At 59.5% G+C, this 21765-nt stretch carries 19 protein-coding genes and 2 pseudogenes; 7 read left to right on the forward strand and 14 right to left on the reverse strand.

The window, feature by feature from the left end; genetic code table 11:
* Positions 1 to 32 precede the first annotated feature (32 nt).
* Complete coding sequence (locus NMB38_RS11065; protein WP_104926209.1) at positions 33 to 491, forward strand: phosphotransferase system, HPr-related protein; 459 nt, start codon at positions 33 to 35, stop codon at positions 489 to 491.
* Positions 492 to 493: 2 nt separating this feature from the next.
* Positions 494 to 718, forward strand: a complete 225-nt coding sequence (locus NMB38_RS11070) for a metallothionein (protein WP_027915593.1) — start codon at positions 494 to 496, stop codon at positions 716 to 718.
* A 178-nt stretch (positions 719 to 896) separates the two neighbouring features.
* On the opposite strand, the gene NMB38_RS11075 is transcribed toward NMB38_RS11070, so the two are convergent.
* Genes NMB38_RS11075 through NMB38_RS11090 form a run of 4 tightly spaced genes read right to left on the reverse strand, consistent with a single transcriptional unit; the run spans position 897 to position 4748 of the window.
* Entirely contained in the window at positions 897 to 1850 is a 954-nt protein-coding gene (locus tag NMB38_RS11075; protein WP_028687531.1) for a lysylphosphatidylglycerol synthase domain-containing protein, read from the reverse strand.
* A complete protein-coding gene (gene clsB, locus NMB38_RS11080; RefSeq protein ID WP_027915591.1) occupies positions 1850 to 3052 on the reverse strand; it encodes a cardiolipin synthase ClsB in 1203 nt (400 codons plus the stop codon). Before clsB ends, NMB38_RS11075 begins: the two co-directional genes overlap by 1 nt.
* Positions 3049 to 3834: an endonuclease/exonuclease/phosphatase family protein gene (locus tag NMB38_RS11085; protein ID WP_104926210.1), complete on the reverse strand. Its 786-nt coding sequence runs from the start codon at positions 3832 to 3834 to the stop codon at positions 3049 to 3051. The genes clsB and NMB38_RS11085 overlap by 4 nt, the downstream gene beginning before the upstream one ends.
* Positions 3831 to 4748: a DUF72 domain-containing protein gene (locus NMB38_RS11090; protein WP_027915589.1), complete on the reverse strand. Its 918-nt coding sequence runs from the start codon at positions 4746 to 4748 to the stop codon at positions 3831 to 3833. The genes NMB38_RS11085 and NMB38_RS11090 overlap by 4 nt, the downstream gene beginning before the upstream one ends.
* A gap of 186 nt (positions 4749 to 4934) precedes the next feature.
* Between NMB38_RS11090 and NMB38_RS11095 the strand changes: the two genes are divergently transcribed.
* Complete coding sequence (locus NMB38_RS11095) at positions 4935 to 5486, forward strand: ATP-dependent Clp protease proteolytic subunit (RefSeq protein ID WP_027915588.1); 552 nt, start codon at positions 4935 to 4937, stop codon at positions 5484 to 5486.
* Positions 5487 to 5530: 44 nt separating this feature from the next.
* Here the strand turns inward: NMB38_RS11095 and NMB38_RS11100 are convergent, their stop codons facing one another.
* Positions 5531 to 5929: an NUDIX hydrolase gene (locus NMB38_RS11100; RefSeq protein ID WP_028687533.1), complete on the reverse strand. Its 399-nt coding sequence runs from the start codon at positions 5927 to 5929 to the stop codon at positions 5531 to 5533.
* Between the two features lie 90 nt (positions 5930 to 6019).
* Positions 6020 to 10159, reverse strand: a pseudogene (locus tag NMB38_RS11105) (CheR family methyltransferase).
* Between the two features lie 319 nt (positions 10160 to 10478).
* On the opposite strand from NMB38_RS11105, the pseudogene NMB38_RS11110 reads away from it, so the two are divergent.
* Together NMB38_RS11110 and NMB38_RS11115 are read left to right on the forward strand one after the other, a co-directional pair.
* Positions 10479 to 10652, forward strand: a pseudogene (locus tag NMB38_RS11110) (con-10 family general stress protein); the annotation flags it as partial.
* Between the two features lie 131 nt (positions 10653 to 10783).
* Positions 10784 to 11053 carry a DUF6555 family protein gene (locus NMB38_RS11115; protein WP_027915584.1) on the forward strand — a complete coding sequence of 90 codons (270 nt, stop codon included), beginning with the start codon at positions 10784 to 10786 and terminating at the stop codon, positions 11051 to 11053.
* A gap of 25 nt (positions 11054 to 11078) precedes the next feature.
* On the opposite strand, the gene NMB38_RS11120 is transcribed toward NMB38_RS11115, so the two are convergent.
* The gene (locus NMB38_RS11120) at positions 11079 to 11249 is read right to left on the reverse strand and encodes a hypothetical protein (RefSeq protein WP_154665202.1); all 171 of its coding nucleotides are present in this window, start codon (positions 11247 to 11249) and stop codon (positions 11079 to 11081) included.
* A 155-nt stretch (positions 11250 to 11404) separates the two neighbouring features.
* Positions 11405 to 12019 carry a LuxR C-terminal-related transcriptional regulator gene (locus NMB38_RS11125; protein ID WP_027915583.1) on the reverse strand — a complete coding sequence of 205 codons (615 nt, stop codon included), beginning with the start codon at positions 12017 to 12019 and terminating at the stop codon, positions 11405 to 11407.
* Positions 12020 to 12134: 115 nt separating this feature from the next.
* Between NMB38_RS11125 and NMB38_RS11130 the strand changes: the two genes are divergently transcribed.
* A complete protein-coding gene (locus tag NMB38_RS11130; RefSeq protein ID WP_206406023.1) occupies positions 12135 to 13757 on the forward strand; it encodes an ATP-binding response regulator in 1623 nt (540 codons plus the stop codon).
* 18 nt (positions 13758 to 13775) lie between these two features.
* Here NMB38_RS11130 and NMB38_RS11135 read toward each other — a convergent pair whose 3' ends face one another.
* The 4 genes from NMB38_RS11135 to NMB38_RS11150 all read right to left on the reverse strand — a co-directional run bounded on the left by NMB38_RS11135 (position 13776) and on the right by NMB38_RS11150 (position 17901).
* Positions 13776 to 14072: a hypothetical protein gene (locus NMB38_RS11135; RefSeq protein WP_254286792.1), complete on the reverse strand. Its 297-nt coding sequence runs from the start codon at positions 14070 to 14072 to the stop codon at positions 13776 to 13778.
* Positions 14073 to 14468: 396 nt separating this feature from the next.
* On the reverse strand, positions 14469 to 15722 hold the full coding sequence (locus tag NMB38_RS11140; RefSeq protein WP_027915580.1) for an arsenic transporter: 1254 nt from the start codon (positions 15720 to 15722) through the stop codon (positions 14469 to 14471).
* 7 nt (positions 15723 to 15729) lie between these two features.
* Entirely contained in the window at positions 15730 to 16980 is a 1251-nt protein-coding gene (locus tag NMB38_RS11145; RefSeq protein ID WP_125922221.1) for an MFS transporter, read from the reverse strand.
* 309 nt (positions 16981 to 17289) lie between these two features.
* On the reverse strand, positions 17290 to 17901 hold the full coding sequence (locus NMB38_RS11150) for a class I SAM-dependent DNA methyltransferase (protein WP_049695950.1): 612 nt from the start codon (positions 17899 to 17901) through the stop codon (positions 17290 to 17292).
* Positions 17902 to 18404: 503 nt separating this feature from the next.
* Here NMB38_RS11150 and NMB38_RS11155 point away from each other — a divergent pair.
* The gene (locus NMB38_RS11155) at positions 18405 to 19313 is read left to right on the forward strand and encodes a hypothetical protein (RefSeq protein WP_494354781.1); all 909 of its coding nucleotides are present in this window, start codon (positions 18405 to 18407) and stop codon (positions 19311 to 19313) included.
* 112 nt (positions 19314 to 19425) lie between these two features.
* Here NMB38_RS11155 and NMB38_RS11160 read toward each other — a convergent pair whose 3' ends face one another.
* Both NMB38_RS11160 and NMB38_RS11165 read right to left on the reverse strand, forming a co-directional pair.
* Positions 19426 to 20007 (reverse strand): TetR/AcrR family transcriptional regulator, encoded by a 582-nt coding sequence (locus tag NMB38_RS11160; protein ID WP_028687560.1) that lies wholly within the window; start codon positions 20005 to 20007, stop codon positions 19426 to 19428.
* Between the two features lie 156 nt (positions 20008 to 20163).
* Positions 20164 to 21372: an MFS transporter gene (locus NMB38_RS11165; RefSeq protein ID WP_028687561.1), complete on the reverse strand. Its 1209-nt coding sequence runs from the start codon at positions 21370 to 21372 to the stop codon at positions 20164 to 20166.
* Positions 21373 to 21765: the final 393 nt, after the last annotated feature.

A 21765-nucleotide genomic window follows, 5' to 3' on the forward strand; every position in this document is an offset into this window, starting at 1 on the left:
ACTTTGGGTAAGCCAACTGATGGAGAGGCGTAATGTCCAGACACGATGAACCCAAAGCCTATACCCCGACCGAGATCGACGACATCGAGGATCGAATGGGCAGCGTGCATGAGCTGAACTTCAGTGATCGCCTTGATGACCGTCAGGGACGGGTAGGTGATGAGCGGCCAGAAAGTGAAGTGGAGCAGGAGTTTCCGGAGGAACGGGTGCGCCAGAGCGGCTTGACCGGCGGCGAGGCACTGACCGACAGCCTGCATGAGGACGGCGTCACCGATGACGACCTGAGCCCGGACACGCTGCTGGATGAGACCGGCGCCCGAGATCCTCATGAGCCTGGATATGGCGGCCCTGCCGATCAGGCCCTGACCGAAGTAGACGCGATGGAAATCGGCGGCGGCCGTGGCCTTGACGAAGCAGAACTGGCCCGCACCAACCCGCTTGACGGGAAACCGTGGACTGATGATGCAATTGAAGAAGACGAAAGGAGCTGATCATGAGCGAATTACGCTGCGCTTGTACCGAGTGTTCCTGCACGGTGAGCACCTTGCCGCAGAATGGCAAGGCCTACTGTTGCGAGGCGTGTGCAACCGGACACCGCAACGGCGAGCCATGCCGCATGCCAGACTGTACCTGTGGCAAGGTCGAGCAAAAGAAGGAAACCAGTGTGGACAATGCACTGGATGAGACTTTCCCTGCGAGCGATCCTATTTCGCCGTGAGGGATATTGAGCCGGGTCTGCTCGGGCAGACCCGGCCTGTTCAACCTGCTTTGCATTGTTTGTGATAGCTAGCGAATTTCCGTGTGTGGGCGCGGCCTCGCCGGCGCCCCGGCAAGACCGCTCCAAGGAGCTGAGCTAAGCCGGGATCTGCGCTATCCCTGCTCTACTTACCTGTCAATCATGTTGGTGCTGCCGAGTCTTGCCGGCGCATGGCCTTGGCGCGCTTCTCCAGCACGAGGTAGGTGATGACCGCCAACACCAGCGGTATCAGGTAGTACAAGGTTCGATAGGCCAATAGGGCTGCAACCAGGCTGCCTTGTGGAATCTGTCCTTGGAGCAAGCCTAGGAATACCGTCTCCAGCACCCCGAGCCCTGCCGGTATGTGGGCCACTACACCGGCCACGCAGCTGATCAACAGCACCCCCAGAATGGAGGGATAGAATGCCTGATCTGGCAGCAGCCAGAAGATCAGCAGCGCCATCATTGCCCAGTTGCTGGCACCCAAGGCCACCTGGCATAGCGCAAGGCGCAGCGAGGGTAACGTCAGTTCATGTTCGCGCCAGCGCCAAGTGCGTTTTTTGGCAAAACCGCAGGCTAGCAGGTAGCCGATCGAGATGGCCAGCAACGCAAAGCCAATCAGCTGCAGCCCGGTGGTGCCGACGGCCCAGTTTGCCGGCAACTCAACCAGGCGCATTGCAAACACGCCGCCTGCCAGCAGCATGTAGCCCATCCAATTGGTCAATAGCCCCAAGGTCAGGATGCGTGTGATGGTGGGGGTATCGAGCCCGAGCCTGCCATATAACCGATAGCGCAACGCGACCCCGCCTACCCAGGTGGTGAAATTGAGGTTGAAGGCGTAGCACACGAAAGCGATCGGCAGCACTTGCCGCACCGGCAGCTTGTGACCGGTATAGGCACGAGCCAACAGGTCATAGCTGGCGAAGATCAGGAAGCTCATCAGTGCCATGACCAACCCGACAGCCAATGTGCCGGGCTTGTAGGCCAACAGCGATTCACGTACCTCGTTCCAGTCCAGGTTGCGCGCCAGCGTGAACAACAACGCCGGGATCAGGATCAGGAACAGGACCGTGAACAGACGCTTGGCCCACACTTGCCAACGTTTTCGTTCCATCAGGTGTTGCCCTCGTGCAGGTTGCCTTGGGTCTCCACCGCTTGCCCGGGCGTCTTTAGGCGCTTGCGATGCGCAGGTAGCCAGCCGGCAATGCGCGGGAAATGACGTATGACATGGAAGCTCAAGAAGATCAGCGGCGCCCGCCACCAGTAGCCGCGGATCATTCGCTCAAGGGTGACCGTCTTGCACTGTTCGCTGGCCAGCGACTGCAAATGGTCGTGGAGCTGTTGGTTGAAGGCGCGGCTGCGGATGAACAGGTTGGCTTCAAGGTTGAACGACAGGCTCAGCGGGTCGAGGTTGCTCGAGCCGACCGTGGACCATTCGTCGTCCACCAGCGCGACTTTGCCGTGCAGGGGGCGTCGGCAATACTCATGGATCCGCACCCCATCGCGAAGCAGGTAGTTGTAGAGCAGGCGAGCCAGCGTACGCACCCACCACATGTCCGGCTCACCTTGCATGATGAGGGTCACTTCAACCCCTCGACGCGCGGCGTTACGCAGTTCGCGCAATAGGCGATAGCCTGGGAAAAAATAGGCATTGGCTACCACTATGCGCTTACGAGCGCCACGCAGGGCTTCGAGGTAATACGCTTCGATCGCTGTGCTGCGTTGGCCGTTGTCCCGCTCTACCATCACGGCGGTGATGTCGCCAGTGGGGTCGGTAACCGGGCGCACCTCGCTTGGGGGCTCCAGCACCGGCGACATCAGTCGACGGCTCACGGCATGCACCTGGGCGACCACTGGACCGGTGACCTCCACGGCGTAGTCCTGCTTGGCCATCGGCCCATAGTCGCCGAGATGATCGGCGCTATAGTTGATGCCGCCAATGAACGCACGCTCCCCGTCGATCACGACGATTTTGCGATGCAGGCGGCGGAACAGGTTGGTGCGCAGGCCAGCCAGACGAGGCTGGGGATCGAACAAGTGAAACCTCACCCCCGCTTCGGTCATCGCTCCGATGAATTCAGCTGACAGGTCAGCGGTGCCATACCCATCGGCAACCACTTCGACACGAACCCCGCGTTGCGCTGCCTCGATCAGGGCACGCTGCAACTGATGGCCAACCTTGTCCTCGTAGATGATGAATGTCTCAAGGAGAATTTCATCGCGCGCCTGGCCCATGGCCTCGAAGACTCGCGGGTAGAACGCCTCACCATTGATCAACAGCTCGACGCTGTTGCCATCGACCCAAGGTCTTTTCACACGTTGATCTCCGCAGCCAAGGGGGCGTGGTCGGACAGGTGCGACCACGGATAGTTGGATAAAACCTTTGCAGCATGGGGCATGGCATTGCGCACGTAGATCCGGTCGAGCCGAAGCAGCGGCAGGCGCGCGGGAAAACTGCGGGCCGGCGAGCCGAAACGCTCGCCAAATGCCTCAATCAGGCGCTCTGACAACACGGCATCTGCCTTCAGACGCCAGTCATTGAAATCCCCGGCGATGATCACGGGCGCCCTGGCAGGCAGGCGGTCGAGCAACTCGAACAGCAAACTCACCTGTTTCTGGCGGTGTGCCTCCCGTAGCCCCAGGTGTACACAGATTGCATGCACCTCGTCATGGCCCGGCACCTCCAGTTGACAGTGCAGCAGACCTCGCTGTTCGTTTCCCTCGACCGATACGTCGAGGTTCTCTGAACGTACGATTGGGAATTTGGAGAGCAAGGCGTTGCCGTGATCGCCATGGGGGTAGACGGCGTTGCGCCCATAGGCGAATTGCGGCCACATGCTGTCTGCCAGAAACTCGTACTGGGGCGCCTCCGGCCAGGCGGGATGACTGATCGCATGCTGCTGATGGCTGCCATGCACTTCCTGGAGAAACACCAGGTCGGCGCCTGTGGCACGTACCGCATCGCGCAGCTCCGGCAGGATGAAGCGGCGGTTGAAGAAGGTGAAGCCTTTGTGCACGTTGAGCGTCAGCACGTTCAGGCGGTGCACGGCGGTGATTTTGTCGATGATGCAGTTTGGCGCGGGGAGTGTTGGGTTCACAGCTTAACCTCCGGCTCGGCGCCCGGCTCGGTCATCAATTCGTGGTCCAAGTGCATCTTTTCCAGCAGTCGGCGCGCGTCGTAAGGGGCATGGACTTTCTGATCGTTATCGAAATAGCAGTACACGTCACGCGTTGGGCACCGGGGTGGCGGCCCTTGTACGATCAGATGTGCGTCGTCGGGCTGGCTTCCCTCAGTCCACTGTTCGATACGTTTCTTCCAGCGGCGAAGCGCGCTGACGGTATACCCGCTGCTATAGAGTTCGACATCGCCATGCAGGCGCATATACATGAAGTCTGCGGTGACGTCTTCGACGTAAGGCCACTTACCCGCGCTGTCGGCCACCACCAAGGCAACGTTGTGCTGGCGCAGCAGTTCCACGAAACGATCGCACAGGAAGCTTTCGTGACGTATTTCCACCGCATGGCGTAGGGGTGCATTCCCGCTTATCTGCGTACCGCCGTTACCTTGCAGGCGTTGCTCGCAGCCATTGGCGCTACGTTTGGCAGCGGCTCGGTCACGCGGTAGCAGCTGCAGGAATGCACCGAATCGCTCAGCGTCGAAGCGCATGTTGGCAGGGAACTGCCATAAGAAAGGGCCGAGCTTGTTGCCCAGAAGAAGCGGCCCGGATGCGAAGAAATTGGCCAATGGCGTGTCGATGTCCTTGAGTCTGCGGATGTGGGTGATGTATCGCGGTGCCTTGACGGCGAAGACGAAGTCATCGGGTGTGGCGTCATGCCAGGCTTGATAGCGTTCGGGCGTTTGCAGGCTGTAGAACGAGCCATTGATCTCGATGGTCGTGACCGCCCTCGATGCGAAGGCCAGTTCGTCATCCTGGCGCAGGCCCTTGGGGTAGAAATCCCTGCGCCAAGGGCCGTATCGCCATCCTGAAATGCCAATGCGTACCTCGCTCACGCTGCCTCCTATCGCATCTCCATTCCATTCACCATTGCGACCAGCGCAGTGGCAGGAGGGTTCAGGCGCAGTTGATCAATGGCGGTGGCCGGGGGTGGAATTGAACTTTGCAGATGAGCTCGATTCCATTTTTAGACAGGCAGGGTGGTGACCGACGCTCTGTATCGACACTTCTTGGAGGTGCGCATGGCCAGACACATCATCCATTTCACCGGCCCTATCAATTCTTCTACCTGCGGCAACCTGATCAACACCTGTACCAAGGCTGTGAACCAGGGGGCCGAGGTGGTGCAGCTGAATGTTGCCACCATGGGCGGCGAGTGCAGCTACGGGTTTACCTTGTATAACTACCTGCGGACTTTGCCTGTCACTGTGCACACGCATAACCTTGGCACGGTCGAGTCGATGGGCAACATCCTGTTTCTGGCCGGCGAGCGCCGCACCGCGTGCACCTACAGCAAGTTCCTGTTCCATCCCTTCCACTGGACGCTGCACGGTTCCATCGATCACTCTCGGATGGCCGAATATGCAATGAGCTTGGATTATGACTTGCGCCTGTACGCCCAGATTGTGGCTCAGCGCACGGAAGGCGCGGCGCAGGCGCTTGACGTGCCCCGCTACCTGATGGCGGCCCCACGGATCCTTGGCCCACAAGAAGCTCTGGACAGCGGGATGATTCATGCGATCGACGATTTGCCGATTGAGGCGGGCGACTGTCAATGGAGCGTGCACGCCTAAAGCGGCACGCCTGTACTCCAGATAGCAGCCAGTCGAGGAGGGCGTCAGCGAACAGACGCCGCAGTAGCCGCGTCACACTCGAGCAACGAGCGAATCAACTTCCTGATGTCTTGCTTGAGCGTGCTGACGTTTTCGAAATGCGCGAACTGAAAGTCAGCGATCTCATGCAAGGCGCAAGGCTGGGGCGCTTCATCAAACTCGGCCTCGAAGACATAGTGCATGCGCTGGGGCGTCTCGTGGCGCATCAGCAGCGTGAAATTGTGGGCCTGCAGACCTGTCTCCTCTAGCAATTCACGCTGGGCCGCCTCAAGCGGCGTCTCACCAGGCTCAACTTTGCCACCTGGCAGCGTCCAAGGGGCGTTTTGCTTGCGAACCCATAGCCATTTATGAGCGTGTTTGCCATGCCGACAGATAATGGTTGCGCGGGGCTTGGCAGATTTCATGGGTACTCCGGCGAATCACATTCCTATGAGGAATTAGTCGCCGAGAACCGTAAAAAAGTCATAAAACTGTAACAATTCACCGACGAACGGTCAGTATAGAACCGAATCGTGCAGGCTTTCGATGGCCTCTACCAATTCGTCATAGCCGACGGGCTTGTTCAGGTGGCGATCAAAGCCTGATTGCTTCGACCGGTGCTGATCGGCGCTCGCCCCATAGCCAGTCAGGGCGATGGCCGGCGTGTGCTGCAGGTGCTTCATGTCTCGCAGGGCCTTTATCAGTGCATGGCCGTCCATGACTGGCATGCCGATGTCCGACAGAATGACGTCGTACTTCGTGTCCCTGGCGACCTCGAGCGCCTGGCGCGGGTCAGCGAACGCGCTTACCTGCGCACATTCCATTTCCAGGAGCTGTTGCATGACGTCGAGCACTTCGGGCGAGTCGTCCACCAGCAGCACGTGCAAGCCATCAAGGCGACCCATGCGTTCAGGTTGCTGGCAGGCAAGCTGCTCACCTCTACCACTCTGGGACAAGGGCAGAGTGACGGTGAACGTACAGCCTTGACCGAGGCCTGCGGAGTACGCGCTTACGCTTCCGCCATGGGCCTCCACTAACTGACGGACCAGCGACAACCCTATTCCCAGACCCTCTCGAGCCGCGTGCCCGAGCGGCGACGCTGCCTGGCTGAACAGATCGAAAATGTGCTCCAGGCTGTCTGCCGTGAGGCCGATGCCCTGGTCTATCACGCTGAGCGACACCTGCGTGTCATCGTGGCTGAGCGACAACCGAATGGCGCTACCGGGCGGGCTGAACTTCAGGGCGTTGTTGAGCAGGTTCCAGATCACTTGCTCCAAGCGTGTGCTATCCCCGTCGATGAACAGCGGTAGACGGTCAGCAGGCAGCTCCAGCACCACTGCCGAGTCAGGCTGCTCGCTGACGACAACCCCATGGATACCCTCGACGATGGCAGCCACGTCTACTGCTTCGGTCTTGAGCTTGAGCTTGCCGGTACGGATACGGGCCACGTCCAGGAGATCGTCGATGATGCGCGCCTGGCTGGCGACCGCCTCGCGGATGGTGGCTACCGCCTTGCTCGCAGCGGCGATGTGGGCGATCGAAGGCAGGCGACGCAGGATCTCGGCGTTGAGCTGGATCAGGTTGAGCGGGTGTTTGAGCTCGTGGGACATGATGGCAAAAAACTCATCCTTCATGTGGCTGCTGCTTTGCGACTCGGCCAATTGCTTGCTCTGTTCATCGTGCAGGCGCTTGTGCCCGGTCAAGTCACGAGCGATCTTCACGAAACCACGCAATGAATTGCCTTTCAAGCGCGAGATCTCACCGCTGGCATAGAAGCGGCTATCGTCATTGCGCATGTGCCAGCGCTCATCCTGGCTACGGCCGTTGGTGCGCGCCCTTTGCAACTCCTGCTCGGGAATGCCGTGCTGGCGATCTTCCTCGGTAAAGATGAGCTGGTAATGCCGGCCCACCACATCGGCCTTTTCATGGCCGAAGATCAATGTGGCGCCTGTGTTCCAATCAGTGATCAAGCCCTGCTCATCCAACAGGATGATGGCGAATTCGTGGGTACTTTCAGCGACTACTCGCATGCGTTCCTCGCCAAGTCGCAGACGCTCCTCGGCCGCGCGGCTCTTGCTGATGTCGATAAAGGTAAGCACGGCCCCGTCGATCTTCTGTTCGCTTGAGCGATAGGGCAGCAACCTGGCCAGGTACCAGTGGTAGGCCTGGCCTCCGATTTCGCGCTCGATGATGTGCTCGCCATTGACCACGGCACGCGCATCATCTGCCAGAGCGGGGTAATCCAAGCGATGAGTGATGTCGAGCAGAGAGCGGCCTGTGTCCACCGGCAGCATGTTGAACAGGTCGGTCGCACGCGGGGTGAACCAGCGAATGTGCAGGTTGCGGTCGACGAACACGGCGGCGATGTCAGTGCTGGCAATCAAGTTGCGCAGGTAGTCATTGACCTTGTCGGTCTCCTCGACCTTGTTCTTGAGCTCGTAGTTGACGGTCAACAGTTCTTCGTTGATCGACTGCAGCTCTTCCTTGCTGGTTTCAAGTTCTTCGCTGGCCGAGCGAAGCTCTTCGTTGATGGTCTGCATCTCTTCATTGGAGGCGGTGAGCTCTTCACTGGAGATCTCCGACTGCTCGATGGTCTCCTGCAATTGCAAGCGCGTGCGCTGCAACTCTCGCTCCAGGTTGTTCAGCACCATGCTGTCGGTCTGGCGAATGGCACCGACCAAGGGCAATGACGGATCGGGCGCGCGCTCTTCGAACACTACCAGCAGGTATTCGCCGGCTGTCTGCTCATCCTTATGCGGTTGCACCGTAATCTCTACCTGGCAGCGCTGGTCATCCTCGCCCAGGTCCACAGGGCGAGAGGTGACCGCATGGGTGCCCTGGCGCGCCTGGAACAGGGTGCTGCGAAGCGCCAGTCGCAGGCTGGGCAGTACCAGGTTGAGCAAGTTACGGCTCAATTCACCGCTGCCCAGTTGCATGAAGCGCCCGACCCCTTCACTCAGATGAAGGATGGTACCCTCACCGTCGATGATCAGGCTCGGCGGGGTTCGGCGCGCCAGTGCGCGGTGGTGCACCTCTGCATAGGAGGGCTTGCGCTGGGCTCTGCTTTTGGCGGTGGCCGGCTGCTTCAGAGCGCCTAGATCACCCCCTTGCAGCTAACGCCCCGGACGCGTGCCGGCACCGGCGACCTCGCGCGCCCGGTAGATGCGATTACGCTTGTCCACCACTGCAAACAGCTCGCCAGCCAGCTCTGCCGATTCGGACGAGCCCAGGAACAGGTACCCACCCGGGCGCAGGGCGAAATGGAACATGCGCAGGATGTCACGCTGGATTTCGCGGTCCAGGTAAATCAGCAGATTGCGACAGACGATCAAGCCCAATTGCGAGAAGGGCGGATCGGACAGCAGGTTATGCCGCGCGAAAAGCACTTTCTCGCGTATTTCCTTGCGTACTCGATAATGCTGGTCTTCCTTGACGAAGAACTGGCGCAGCCGCGATGGCGGCACGTCGGTGATGATGGACTCTGTATACAAACCCGTGCGGGCATGGCCAATGGCGCGCTCGTCAAGATCGGTGGCGAACACCTGTACGTTATTGGCACGTTGGTCCACGGCCAACTGCTCGCATGTCAGCATGGCCAGGCTGTAGGACTCCTCTCCTGTCGAGCAGCCGGCGGACCAGATGCGAATCTCTGCCGGGTTGTCAGCCGAGTCCGGCTCGCCCACCAGTTGGGGCATGACAATTCGTTCCAAGGCTTCGAACGCTTCACGGTCGCGGAAAAAATTGGTGACGCCTATGAGCATGTCCGCCAGTAAGTCGGCGGATTCCTCCTTGTGGTTTTCGAGGTAGTGCAGGTAAGCCCGCAGGTCGGCCTGCCCCGTGACATGCAGGCGCCGCTCAATCCGTCGTAGCACGGTGGCGCGCTTGTAGTGCTGGAAGTCATGCCCGGTAGCACTACGCAGTTGCAGCAGGATCTCTTCCAGCAAAGGTTCGCATGACTCCGGGTCGCCCGCCCGGGTACCCAGCGCAGGCGGCAGGCTGTCATCCTCGATGCGTGGGAGGTTGACCTGCCGTGCGTTATGCCACAGCCCCATCAGCTTTTGGGCAAGCTCTGCCGCCGGGAGCACAACGTCGACCAGCCCGGTTTCGATGGCCGCCCTGGGCATGCTGTCATACTGGGCATCATCCGGGCTTTGCACCAAAGTGACGCCGCCTTGCTCCTTGACGCGCGCCAACCCTACGGCGCCGTCTGCGCCGGTGCCGGACAGTACCACGCAAAAGGCATGGTCCTTGTGTACGTCGGCCAAGTCACGGAAAAACAGGTCGATCGCCACATGGTCACCGCGTCGCCTGTTGGCGGGTGCCACACGCAGATAGCCGTCATTGGTCGACAGCCGATTGGCAGGGGAGATCACGTATACATGGTTGCGTTCAATCGGTACCGGCGTCGTTACCTGGCTCACCGGCATGCCGGTGGTCTCCTGAATGATTCGATCAGCGACACTCTGATGGTCTGGAGACAAGTGCAGCACGATGACGAATGCCATGCCAGAGTCGGCAGGCATCTGCCTGAACAGGGTACAGATGGCTTCGATCCCCCCTGCAGAAGCACCAATACCCACCACCGGGAAATTGAGATGACTAGGACTCAGGTTCGAAGGATGGGGCGCGGCGGGCTGGTTAACGGTCGACTTCATGGCGGTGCCCTGTACAGACCTGACGGACAGCCCATCGACATGTCGCGGGGCAGGAGGAGCGACATTATAGGCAACGCGCGAGGATATTCGCGAGCGCCTTTACGAGGCGCTAATGGCTGGCCCGCAAGTGTTCGGCCAGAGAATCCATTCGCGCCACCGATCTGCAATCCATGCCTTGGGACTGAGTAGCCTGTCATCGCACGGGTTCTGATGAAGGGCGCGGCTTCGTGCCATGCGCACTTCCAGAACCGCAAGGAGAAACGATATGGCTCGTGATCAAAAATCGACCGGTCAACGTGGCGGCACCAAGGAAACCAACCCGGGCAATTTCGCCAATGACCGCGAAAAGGCCTCCCGTGCTGGGCAGAAAGGGGGTCAGGTTTCAGGTGGAAACTTCGCCAATGACCGTGAGCGCGCTTCGCAGGCTGGCCGTAAGGGTGGTCAGAACAGCCACGGCGGCGGGCGTAGTGCAACGAACGAAGCGCGTGGCTGAACTCATCCTGGGTGCCTGCCAAAGGCTGTGCCAGGCACCCCTTGGGAGCAATGACGCATATTCGATTGAATCTTTATCGCCGAGCTGCACTCCATCGCAGGGTCATCCACGCAAAAGAGGAGGGTGCAGCGATGCCTAGTCCCCAGTTGTACATCATCGATTATCGGCTCCATGGCGAGCCCCGCACCTTCATCATTCGTCTTGAACGCCTGGATAACGCCGAAGCCTGGCACTGGGCGAGCTGCGATGCAGGCATTGGCATCATTCCGAAATTCGGGCGCGAGAAAATCCGCAAGGTCAGCCGGCCCATGGCCGAACGCTACGGCGTCACGGACGTGACCTGGCGCCTATCAGGCAGCAAGCCTGGACAGTCCCTGGAAGACCCTGCCACCACCGCCTGATTGCGCAGCCTGCATCATCAACCGATCACGCACCCGCCTCGGGATCGCTGGCAGGCACGCCTGGCCGATCCTGGTCTTCATCGGTCAGACCGGGATCAGTGTCCGGGTCATCGACCTTATCATTGCGCTGCTCTTGCTCAAGCTCGGGCCAGTCGTCCTGGACATTGCCGCCCCCCATCATCAGTTTCTGCATCATTGCGCGCGCCTCCGCTGGTTCTAAAAAAAGGCCCGCCCTGACGGCGGGCCAACACAGGAGTGAGGGGCACAGCCATTGCCAGGCCTCTCACTTGTTCAGAGCACCACCGCACGCGTAGAAGTCCGTCTAGGCAGGCGCAGGTCTGACCAACGGTGCTACCCGGCCGAGTACTTGACGGCAGCAGCGGTACGCGAGCTGACATTAAGTGCCTTGAGCAGTGACGAAACGTGGATGCGCACCGTGAAGGGCGAGATATCCAAGGCCTTGGCTATCTCCTTGTTGGTCTTGCCCTGAGCGATCAAGCGCAGCACGTCTTGTTGGCGTTGAGTCAGGTGCTCGGTACCCGAGTCGGCATTGGCGACCGGCAGCAGCCCTGAGGGCGCGAAGCGCACCAACACTTCTCCGGCTCGAACGGCAAGGATCGCAGCGCCCATTTGCTCGGCGCTCAGGCTTTTGCCGATGAAACCATCAACGCCGCAAGCCATGACTTGGTCGATGATGACCGGATCATCCACCATCGAGACGACGATCAAGGTCGTGCGCGGCAGTTGGCGTTTGAGCTGGGCGAGGCGGCTGACGGAATCCAGGCCCGGAAAACGCAGGTCAAGGATCAAGGTGTCGAGGGCCTCGCCGACGCTGGCAAGCTGCAGTACCTCATCCAGGCTGCCGGCCTCAGCTACATGGGCGCTTGGCAGCACACGGTAGACGGTACGCACCATGGCTTCCCTGAAAAGCGGATGGTCGTCCGCCACGATTATTCGACTGGTCACGCTTGGCAACTCCCTTTGGCCGCAGGTCGATCGGGCCATGTTAACGTAGCAGCCCTGGCAAGTGCGTGCCGCCCCGTCACGGGAGCAAAGCCGCCTGATGAAAAGGATTCCGGCCATGGCCCTGGATAAAAACAACGAGCTCGATCAAGCGAACTTGCGTCTGGTCGTTGGCAGTTGCGCCTTCGCCTATGTGGCGATGCTGGTCTTTCTGCTGGACCGTTCTGCTGCGCTCTACGTGCCGGTGGTCGTCTACATTGTCGTCTTTCTCCTGGTATCGGTGCTTCTGCGCCAGGCCATCGCACGCTGGCCGGGGCACTATCCGTGGCGCCGGGTGCTGGGCATGGTGCACGACTACACAGGCACCTGCTTCGGCCTGGTAGTCGGCGGTGAGGCGGCGCTGCCCCTGTATGCCGTGATGGTGTGGGTCAACCTGGGCAACGGCATGCGTTTCGGCTCCCGGTACCTGGCCATCGCGACCGGACTGGCGCTGATCGCCTTGGTTGCGGTGTACCAACTGACGCCTTACTGGCAGGCCAACCCTTTTCTGGTGCTGATGTTGCTGACCACCAGCACCGTGATCCCCGTCTATGCGCACTTGCTGCTCGAACGCACGCGCCGAGCTTCGGAGCAGGCCGCTGCAGCCAATCTCGAGAAGTCCCGCTTTCTGGCCCAGGCGAGTCACGACCTGCGCCAACCCATTCACTCCATCAGTCTGTTCACCGCTTGCCTGCGCGAGGCGCGGCTGGGCGAGGAGGAACGCAGGCTGGTGGACAGCATTGATCGATCGCTGCTGAATGTGTCCCAGCTGTTTCGTTCGATTCTGGACCTGTACACCTTGGACAACGGGCGTGTGCAGCCGCGCCATGAGCCCTTTGCCCTGGGCGATTTTCTCGAGACCCTTGCGCGTGAGCACGCCGAGGCTGCTCGCTGGGCGGGGGTGGAGATACGGGTGCGGCCTTGTGCCTACTGGACGCGTGCAGACCGCGGCATATTGACGACTATGGTCCAGAACGTCCTTTCCAACAGCCTCAAGTACGCACCGGGACGGCCACTGTTGATGGGTGTCCGACGCTGCCAGGGATGTCTTGCCATCATGGTCTGTGATCAGGGGCGAGGCATCGAACCTGCACACCAGACGCTGGTGTTCGAGGAGTTCTACCGGGTCAGGCAAGTGCGCGACAAGGACGTCGAGGGCGTCGGATTGGGCCTGTCGATCGTTCGTCGGCTTGCACGGCTGATGGACGTGCAGGTGCACCTGCAATCTCGACCCGGCCACGGCACCACCGTGAGCCTGAAGGGATTCGCGCAGATAACGCCTCAACCTACACTGCCAGCGCCTGAGCACGAGCTTGCCGCTGCAGGTTTGCTCAGCGGCCTGCGAGTCTGCCTGATAGAAGACGACCATAACGTGCTCAGGGCAACGTCGGCCCTGTTGCAGCGCTGGGGGTGCGAAGTGGATGGGCACAGTTCTGCTGCCGCTTCGAATGAGGACTGTGACGTCATCGTTGCCGACTATGACCTTGGCCAGGACGCCACCGGAGTCGATTGCATCGAGCGGCTGCGCAGCGAGCGGGGCTGGGCTGTACCAGCCTTGATCATGACGGGGCATGATCCGGACCGAATACAGGACGCGGTACAGGGTCGCGATATCGCAGTGCTGTCCAAGCCTGTGCGCCCGGCCGAATTGCGAGCCATGCTGCGCACGCTCTGTGGTGAGCCCACCTTGCCTCCCTGTTGAAAGCGGCCGCAGCCCTGGTCACAGGCGGCCGGTCTGGCCTTCTTTCACGCAGCTGGGGGTGGGTTGATAAATGCCCATGCCCGCCGCAGCGACAAGTGCACCACTGGGCATCTGGCATTCGAACCGCCCTTTGCCAGTCGTGGCGGTGTAGTAGGTGATGGTGCTGTCGCTGCGCACATCTTCCACTTTCGACACATTGGTGTTGAGCACGAACTCGGTACGCTTCTTAAGGGTGTCATCAGACGGCTTGACCGTTTGGCAGCCGGCCATGGCCAATAGAGCCCCGGTAATGGCGATCAGCTTGAAGCGGGTCATGGGGATGGTTCCTTAGCGATGAAAGAACCGAAATATAGCGTGGGCGGAATGCAGGATCGATTAGGGCAGATGTGCTAAATGGCATTTAGCTACTTAGTATCCGACAGGCAGATATCAAGGCCGCTATTGGTGTATCGCCGCACCTGCTGCGCAAGGTCGAGCAGGGGTCGCCTCACGTCGACTTGCGCTCCTTCATGCTGGTGCTATGGCGGCTCGGCATCAAGGATACCGTCCTGGAACATCCCGAGAGCGGCCAAGTGGTCACCCTCGGCCGCCTAACCCTGAAGGGCAAACTGGGCACCTGCGCTTCGCGATCACTTTGCCACCTTCCTCGCGGGTGTCAACCTAGACAGCGCGTGCGCAGCGGCGAGCAGTGATCGGATGCCCAGTTGAGCCTCAGACCATAAGGGCCAACAGCGCTGCGGCTAGAGCTGGCGGCATGACCAGCAGCCCCAGGCGCAGAAATTGCCAGGCGCTGACAGACTCGCCTTCACGTCGAATCGCCACCAGCCAGAGCAAGGTTGCAAGGGATCCGGTAATGGACAAGTTCGGACCTAGGTCGACCCCAATCAGCAACGCGGCGGTAGTTTGCCGAGGGAGGTGGGCGATATCGACCATGGAGCCGGCAATCAGCCCACTCGGCAGGTTGTTCATCAAGTTGCTAGCCACGGCTACACCCACCCCCGCGGTCCAGCTCGCAGCGGTCTGAGACGTCTGCTCCAGGGTCATGAGCGCATGTGCCAGCTGTTCGATCGCGCCTGTCTGAGCCACAGCTTCGACCAACACGAACAAGCCCGCAACCAATGGCAGCACACTCCAGGCGACGTGTCGCAGGACTGGCATCGGACTGCGCCGTTGGCGCAAATGGATCAGCGCGGTGGTAGCAATACCAGCGCTAAAAGTAGGTAGGCCTAGTGGTACGTCCAGCGCCGATGCACCCAGCAGCACGCAGGCAGTCAGCGCAATGCCCCATGCACACAGGCGCGCACCGGCTGGAAGAGGCTGTATTTGCACGGTCAACGCAAGCGGCTGGCAGATCTGACGGCGTTGGGTGATACGCAAAATGACATAGGTCGCCGCGATGGCTGCCAACGAAGGCAAGGTGAACTGCTTTAACCAGTCCAGCAGAGGAGGCATCTGGCTGCCGAATACCACCAGGTTGGCGGGATTGGAAATGGGCAGAACGAAGCTTGCTGCATTGGCGATGAATGCACAGATGAACAGGTAGGGCAGAGGCTCAGCCTTGGCGGCCTTGCAGGCGGCATACACTGCTGGCGTCAGAACCACGGCAGTGGCATCGTTCGAGAGAAAAACGGTCACCAGGGTGCCGACCAGGAAAACCAGATTGAACAGCCGTTGACCAGACCCTTGGGCATGGCCTACGGCATAACGAGCCACCCAATCGAAAAGCCCCTCCTGGCGGGCCACTTCGGCCAGAACCATCATGCCGATCAAAAACAGGTAGACGTCGCTCCCCTTGACCACCGCCGCCAAAGCGTTCATCGGGGCAATCAGCCCAAACAGCACGAGTACGGTGGCACCGCCTAGGGCCCAGATGAATTCGGGCACCTTGAAGGGTCTGAGTATGACGCCAGCAGTGGCCAGGGCCGAGACGATCCAGATGATCAACGATGTTTGGCTCAGGTGCATCAAGGGTTCAGTTTCCGGCGGTTGACGGCATAGAAGAGGAGGGCGCATCGCCCTGGCGTGGGTGCGTTTCGGGGAGGGCGACCAGCACAAGAACAAATGCGCAGGCTGCGATCCCGGCCAGCGTCAGGAACGCGGCATTGTAGCCCGCTGCTTGGACGACGAACCCCGCCAGACCAGGGCTCAGCGCAGCACCAAGGCCGAACACGGCGGTGAGCGCGCCAAGGCTTACGTTGAACCGCCCGGTACCCTCGGTGAGGTCCTTGACGATGATCGGGAACAGCGCCCCGAAAATGCCCGCGCCAATGCCATCGAGTAGCTGCACGCCTACGAGCCAGAAGGGGTTGTCAGACAAGGTGTAGAGCGCGCCGCGCAGTGGAAGTATCAGGAACCCCACGAGCATGAACGGCTTGCGCCCCCATTGTTCGGCACGCGCCCCGACCAGCAGCGCCATGGGCACCATGACCAACTGGGCTGCCACGATGCAAGCCGAGGTCAATGGCGTGGCCAGGCGCAGGTCGACTTGAGAGAGTTTCTGGCTTACCAACGGCAGCATGGCCGCATTGGCCAGATGGAACAAGGCACAGCAGATCGCGAAGAGCAGCAATGTGCGGTTATGCAACAGCAGCGCCAAGCCCGCCGGATTGTCCTGATCGTTCGGGCTATGGGTCAGGCCTCGAGCCACGTGATGGTCAATCTCAGCGCCCGGGACGCAGGCTACCGCGATGATGCTGGCCACGGTCAATGCAGCCATCAGATAGAACACCACCACCGGCCCATACAGGTAGGCGAGGCCACCGGCCAGTAGTGCAGAGAAAGCATTTCCAGCATGGTTGAAGGTCTCGTTGCGCCCCACGCGTCGCGTGAACGCCTTCGGTCCGGTCAGCCCCAGAGAGATGGCTGCGATCGCCGGCGCGAACACGGAGCCGGCCAAGGCGCTGATGGTTTGCGTGACGGCAACCCAAGTGAATGATGTGATGAAAGGCAGTAACAGACAGCTCCCGGTTACCAGGACTGCCGCTATGACCACAACGGCACGTTTGGCGGGCGTACGGTCAATCAGGGCGCCGGCGGGCGTCTGAGCGAGCAGGGCAGTAACACCGGCAATCGTCATGACCAGCCCTATGCTCGCGGGCTGCCATTGATGAACGGCGAGCAGATAGATGGCAAGGTACGGTCCAAGTCCGTCACGTACATCGGCAAGGAAGAAGTTCAACCAGTCAAGCGAGCGATGCGGGGCGGATTGCCTAGGATTTTCCAAGGACGTGCTCTCGAGAGGGCCACGTAGCCATCGCTGGCATGGGCCAGGGTATGGGCGGCGGGCGAGTGGTGATGCTGGGGTATCTTTGGCAAAGACTGTGCACGGCGAGGATAGGTTCCAGAGGCGGATTTAAGTTATCTGGATGAGGGCCTGGAATTCGGCGAGGGATGGAATGGCGGGCTCGGTCGGCACGCATCGCCCAATGAAAACCTGGTACGGAAGGGATGGATAGGCGACGACAACCTAGGTCAATTATATAACTAAACTAAATGAATATTTAGTGTAGTTATTACTGAGAAGAATATTGAGTTAGGGTAGGAGACGCCCTAACCATACTGTCAGTCCCCCGGAATCCGGATCTTCAACAACGTGATCAAGCACCTCGAACCCGTTGGCGTGTAACTGATCGACGTATTCATTGGTACTCAAGCTGGCGTGATACAACGTCTCGCCCTCGAATGTACCCAAGGCTTCGCCATGGGAGGGCCCACTTGTAAACATGAGCAACGCCCCTGGGGCCGCATGGCGACGAAAAATCGGGAACATCAGGCGCTGATCGGTGGGCTTTAGGTGGAAAAAGCTGTTCCAAGCAATGATTGCGTCGAACTGACAGCCCAATGTAAGTGTGCGCATGTCTGCGTGAATCCATTGCTGCTCAGGAAACTGTGCACTGCACAGGATCAGCATCTGTTTGGACGAATCAACACCCACAACGCAGGCGCCGATTTCGACCAGGTGTCGCGCCACAGGTTGGCCAGAGCCGCAGCCCAGATCCAGAACACGTGCTGACGGCTTCAGCATGTTCCCGAAATGCGCAATCCATTTGCGATCAGTGAAGTGATTGGCGCGTTTTTGGTGCCAAGTAAATGCATGGCGGTCGTAAAGGTCGATGATGTGGTCTGCTGATGGATGGTGGGACATGGGAGGACGGTTTCCTTAAACGATCTTACGAGAGGACGCTGTAAGCGATTCTTGGCTTCAAATGTACCCCGGGTTGGTATCGAGCAGGAAATGCCTGGGTGCGCATAATGTGTATTATGTTAAATCATGTATAAGGCTGCTGGGGCTGGATCACGATCAGTGCTGACTGGCTAGTGATCGGAGCTCATGCCGTCACGACAAGCTCAGCGTCGCCGCTGGTTCGTATCCATCATTGCACATCACAACGAAGGCCTTTCAATGAAGCGGCCCTACTAGCCCGCCAGTGACACGCAACACGTAGTCTGAAACTGCCTGGGCTTCCCACTCATATCGCGATTGGTGCAGCTCCGAGTACATCCGCAACCTGCCCGAACACCTAGCTTGCAAGCAGTCAACTCTCACAAATGCCAGTAGCAGCCTTTCGAGCCCCAGCCTGAACATAGGCGCGCCAGCAAACGGAAGTTTCGGCACACGCCCACCCCACGGTCACAAGGATTCGGACTATGGCTACAGAACTGGATGCGCTGCTCTCAAGTATTCGTGATTGCCAAACCTATGACTCGGTGCAACAACGGCTTGCTGTCATCACTGAAAACAAGCATGTCGCCACGGCTCCGGATCTCGTGCGAGCGCTGCGGGATGCCCAGGTATACGCGCTTGTCTGGGGCGTTTTTGTTGCCGCTCTTGAACTGGGCGCGCCTATCGTTGCCCGAGACAAAGCTCGTAAAGCACTGGATGCAGCGTTGGTGAACGATGATGAAAATGCTCATGAAGCTGCCTTCATCGCCTACGAAGCTGCCTGTGGAGCCTGTTACAAGATGCAGGACGCGGCCCCGAGCACCTTGGACAAAGCCCTTGAATCAGTGACCCAAGATGCAAGCACAGCAACCTCAGGTGAAAATGGCACTGACGCCATTGCTGACGCTGCAGCGGCCGAGCTGGCTTCACGTGATATCTCTGAGCACCTGCGTCGCCGAAATGTGATCTACGATTCAGCGTCGTCCAAGGCAGATCCTTATCAGGATTTCTACGACCGTGAGCGGCAAATCAGGAACATTACCCGCCCTGTGCAACAAGCATGTGAAGCCTATGTCAACGATCATGTCATGCGTGCCCAGGTCACAGCTGAGCTCAAGCAGTCGCTTAATCGCTATCTCTTGGTCTGGCGCAAGACAACCACGGGAGGCGGAAATCCACTAGCGGCTCAAGGCATATTGGAGAGCATCGATGAGAAAAACGGCACATTCGTGCTCAGGAGTTTGAATTACAAAGACCAGCGCGTAACGGTGTCTTTCGCAGACATTGACAACGTTGATACATCCCGAACGCGCTCAGGCGCACTCTCCAGTGCTGTAGCGCCCACCTGGAGAAACGTGGGTATAGGTAAATGGGTGCGCTCCGACCAGTATTGAACATGCCTTGCCGCTGCAGCGAACATAAGCTTGAACGCCACCGGCCTTGATACTGCGACGCCTGGACGTTCCCTCCAGGCGACGCGTTTTGGAGTGGCCATGGGTCTAAGCGTTATTTCAAGACCCCTCGCAACAGCGACTCGAACGCTTGAGTCGCCTGCGCCAGTCGCTGTTCGCCCTCCTCTGTCTCTGCGATCCACACCGTCGCCTCCGCCAAACTGCCATATATCAAAGCGGCTAGCGCCTGGGCGTGGATGTCGATGAATACGCCTTGCAGCACCAGCCGTTCGATCAACTGGCGTAAAGACTCCATGCAATGTCGTTGCGCCTCTGGCGAGCCACCCCCAAATACTGCTCTGGCGTCGCGCAGTACGATACGCTGAATCTCAGGTTCCAGCGCCATTTCCAGATAGGCTCGACAACGCTGGCGAAAACCTTCCCAGTCATCCTCAGCAGTGTCGGTAATCGCACGCAGCCGCACGTCCATCTCCGCATCGAGTTGCTCTACCACCGCTGCAAGCAAACCCTTCTTATCACCGAAGTGATGATACAACGCCCCTCTGGTCAAGCCTGCCCGTGCGGTCAAGTCATCCATAGAGGTGTGTGCATACCCTACTTCGGTGAACATCTGGCGGGCGGTTGCCAATAACAGTGCGCGGGTTTCTTGCATCGCGGCGCGGGTGCGACGGACCATTCAACTATTCCTTCTCGCCAATGGCATGATCGGGTGTAAACGTATGCAGGCTGATAGCACGAATTGTCCTGGACAGACTGGGCTCATTCAAGCCTTTAGCCTAGCCGCGCGCCGACTTGACCGATGGCAGGCCTCAAACTGCTAGCATGAAGACATTCAAACCGAAAATGAGGCCTGCTGAGCCCGGACGCGCATGCGCTGGAAGCTCCATAGCGCGACCAGAAGGACAGCGGCCCCTGCGGCCAAGGCGACGTTGAATCCGGCCTTGGCGCCCAACGCATCGACCACCTGACCCGATGCCGCGGCGCCCCCGGCCACACCAACGTTCAAGCCGGCGAGCAGCCAGGTCATCCCTTCGGTGAGCTTACGTTCGGGCACGATGCGTTCGACCAGCGACATTGCCACGATCATGGTTGGGGCAAAAAACAGGCCCGCGACCAATACGGCGCCAGCCAGCTCGATGATGTTTCCCGCCAGCAGCAGCGGCAACGTTGTCGCTGCGGTAGCCAGGCCGCCTAGCAGCAGCAGTTTGTGTAGCGGTGTCTCGAGTTTCAGTGCCCCGAACATCAGCCCGGCGGCGCAAGAACCGATGGCATAGCACGACAGCACCAAACTGGCTGCGGCAGGCATGCCCATCTGCTCGGCGAAGGCCACGCTCACGATGTCGACGGTACCCACGATTACGCCCATGGCGACCATCAGCAAAGCCAGCAGACGCACGTCAGCCAGTCTGAACACCGAATCGCTGCCCTGCCCGGCTACATCGTGTGCTTCGACAGGCGGTTCGGTGCTGACTTGTATCGCCAAGGCGAGTACGCCGATGGCCAAGAGCACAGCGGCAGCCAATGGCCCGGCCTGCGGCAGTACCGCCACGCTCAGACCTACCGAAATCGGTGGTCCGGCGATGAACGTGACCTCGTCGAGAACCGTTTCAAGAGAATAGGCAGTCTGCAATTGCGACTTGCCTCGGTAGATTGTGGTCCAGCGCGCGCGCACCATCGCGGACATGCTCGGCATGAAGCCGGCAAGCGCGGCGCCGACGAACAGCGTCCACTCCGCCAGTCGCCAGTAGCTGCAAGCCAGCAGCCAGAGGATGCCCAGTACGCTGAACGCAGCGGCAGCTGGCAACACCCGACGCTGGCCGTGGCGGTCGACCAAGCGCGAGATCTGTGGCGACATAAGTGCATATGTCAGGACAAAGGTAGCTGCCACGGCACCCGCTAGGCCATAGCTGCCGGTTATTTGGGACAGCATGGTAATGATGCCAATCCCCGTCATAGGCAGTGGAAGTCGCGCCAAGAGGCCCGCAAGGGCAAAGCCCTTGGTGCCGCTAGCCCGGAACAGCTCACGATAGGTACCCAAAATATCCGACTCTCCTTATCGAAAATTTCTTGCGTGGTCATGCTCCGATGCAAGACCACATACACTGCGTATGATTAAAACACTATTATCATACGCACTGAATGTAAACCCATCATCGCGTCAGATTTCACGTGAACGCTCACAGCAGTCCTCGCCAGACCACAAATCTACTCAACAGACGAGCCTATCCAGACGCGTGTGTCGAAAGTGCAAAAAACCCTCAATCGTATAGCGCACTCCGCTCTCTGGCCATTATGGAAACTGGCAGTCCCGAATGTTCTAGCCAGCACGAAATGAGACAGGGTTCACTTTTTGCAAAAAACCTTTCGCGACAATTTTTCCCTGCCTTCTAGCCCCTTATTGCCCCTGACTCAGGGGGTCAAAGCCCCATTTCCC

The sequence above is a fragment of the Pseudomonas sp. FBCC-B35 genome, assembly GCF_059133755.1.

Excerpts from the sequence above, each read along its gene's own strand:
- NMB38_RS11065 (WP_104926209.1), top strand. The coding sequence starts at position 33 with ATGTCCAGACACGATGAACCCAAAGCCTATACCCCGACCGAGATCGAC.
- NMB38_RS11140 (WP_027915580.1), bottom strand. The coding sequence starts at position 15,722 with ATGCACCTGAGCCAAACATCGTTGATCATCTGGATCGTCTCGGCCCTG.
- NMB38_RS11130 (WP_206406023.1), top strand. The coding sequence starts at position 12,135 with ATGGCCCTGGATAAAAACAACGAGCTCGATCAAGCGAACTTGCGTCTG.
- NMB38_RS11120 (WP_154665202.1), bottom strand. The coding sequence starts at position 11,249 with ATGATGCAGAAACTGATGATGGGGGGCGGCAATGTCCAGGACGACTGG.
- NMB38_RS11135 (WP_254286792.1), bottom strand. The coding sequence starts at position 14,072 with ATGACCCGCTTCAAGCTGATCGCCATTACCGGGGCTCTATTGGCCATG.
- NMB38_RS11155 (WP_494354781.1), top strand. The coding sequence starts at position 18,405 with ATGGCTACAGAACTGGATGCGCTGCTCTCAAGTATTCGTGATTGCCAA.
- NMB38_RS11075 (WP_028687531.1), bottom strand. The coding sequence starts at position 1,850 with ATGGAACGAAAACGTTGGCAAGTGTGGGCCAAGCGTCTGTTCACGGTC.
- NMB38_RS11100 (WP_028687533.1), bottom strand. The coding sequence starts at position 5,929 with ATGAAATCTGCCAAGCCCCGCGCAACCATTATCTGTCGGCATGGCAAA.
- NMB38_RS11115 (WP_027915584.1), top strand. The coding sequence starts at position 10,784 with ATGCCTAGTCCCCAGTTGTACATCATCGATTATCGGCTCCATGGCGAG.
- NMB38_RS11160 (WP_028687560.1), bottom strand. The coding sequence starts at position 20,007 with ATGGTCCGTCGCACCCGCGCCGCGATGCAAGAAACCCGCGCACTGTTA.
- NMB38_RS11070 (WP_027915593.1), top strand. The coding sequence starts at position 494 with ATGAGCGAATTACGCTGCGCTTGTACCGAGTGTTCCTGCACGGTGAGC.
- NMB38_RS11095 (WP_027915588.1), top strand. The coding sequence starts at position 4,935 with ATGGCCAGACACATCATCCATTTCACCGGCCCTATCAATTCTTCTACC.
- NMB38_RS11150 (WP_049695950.1), bottom strand. The coding sequence starts at position 17,901 with ATGTCCCACCATCCATCAGCAGACCACATCATCGACCTTTACGACCGC.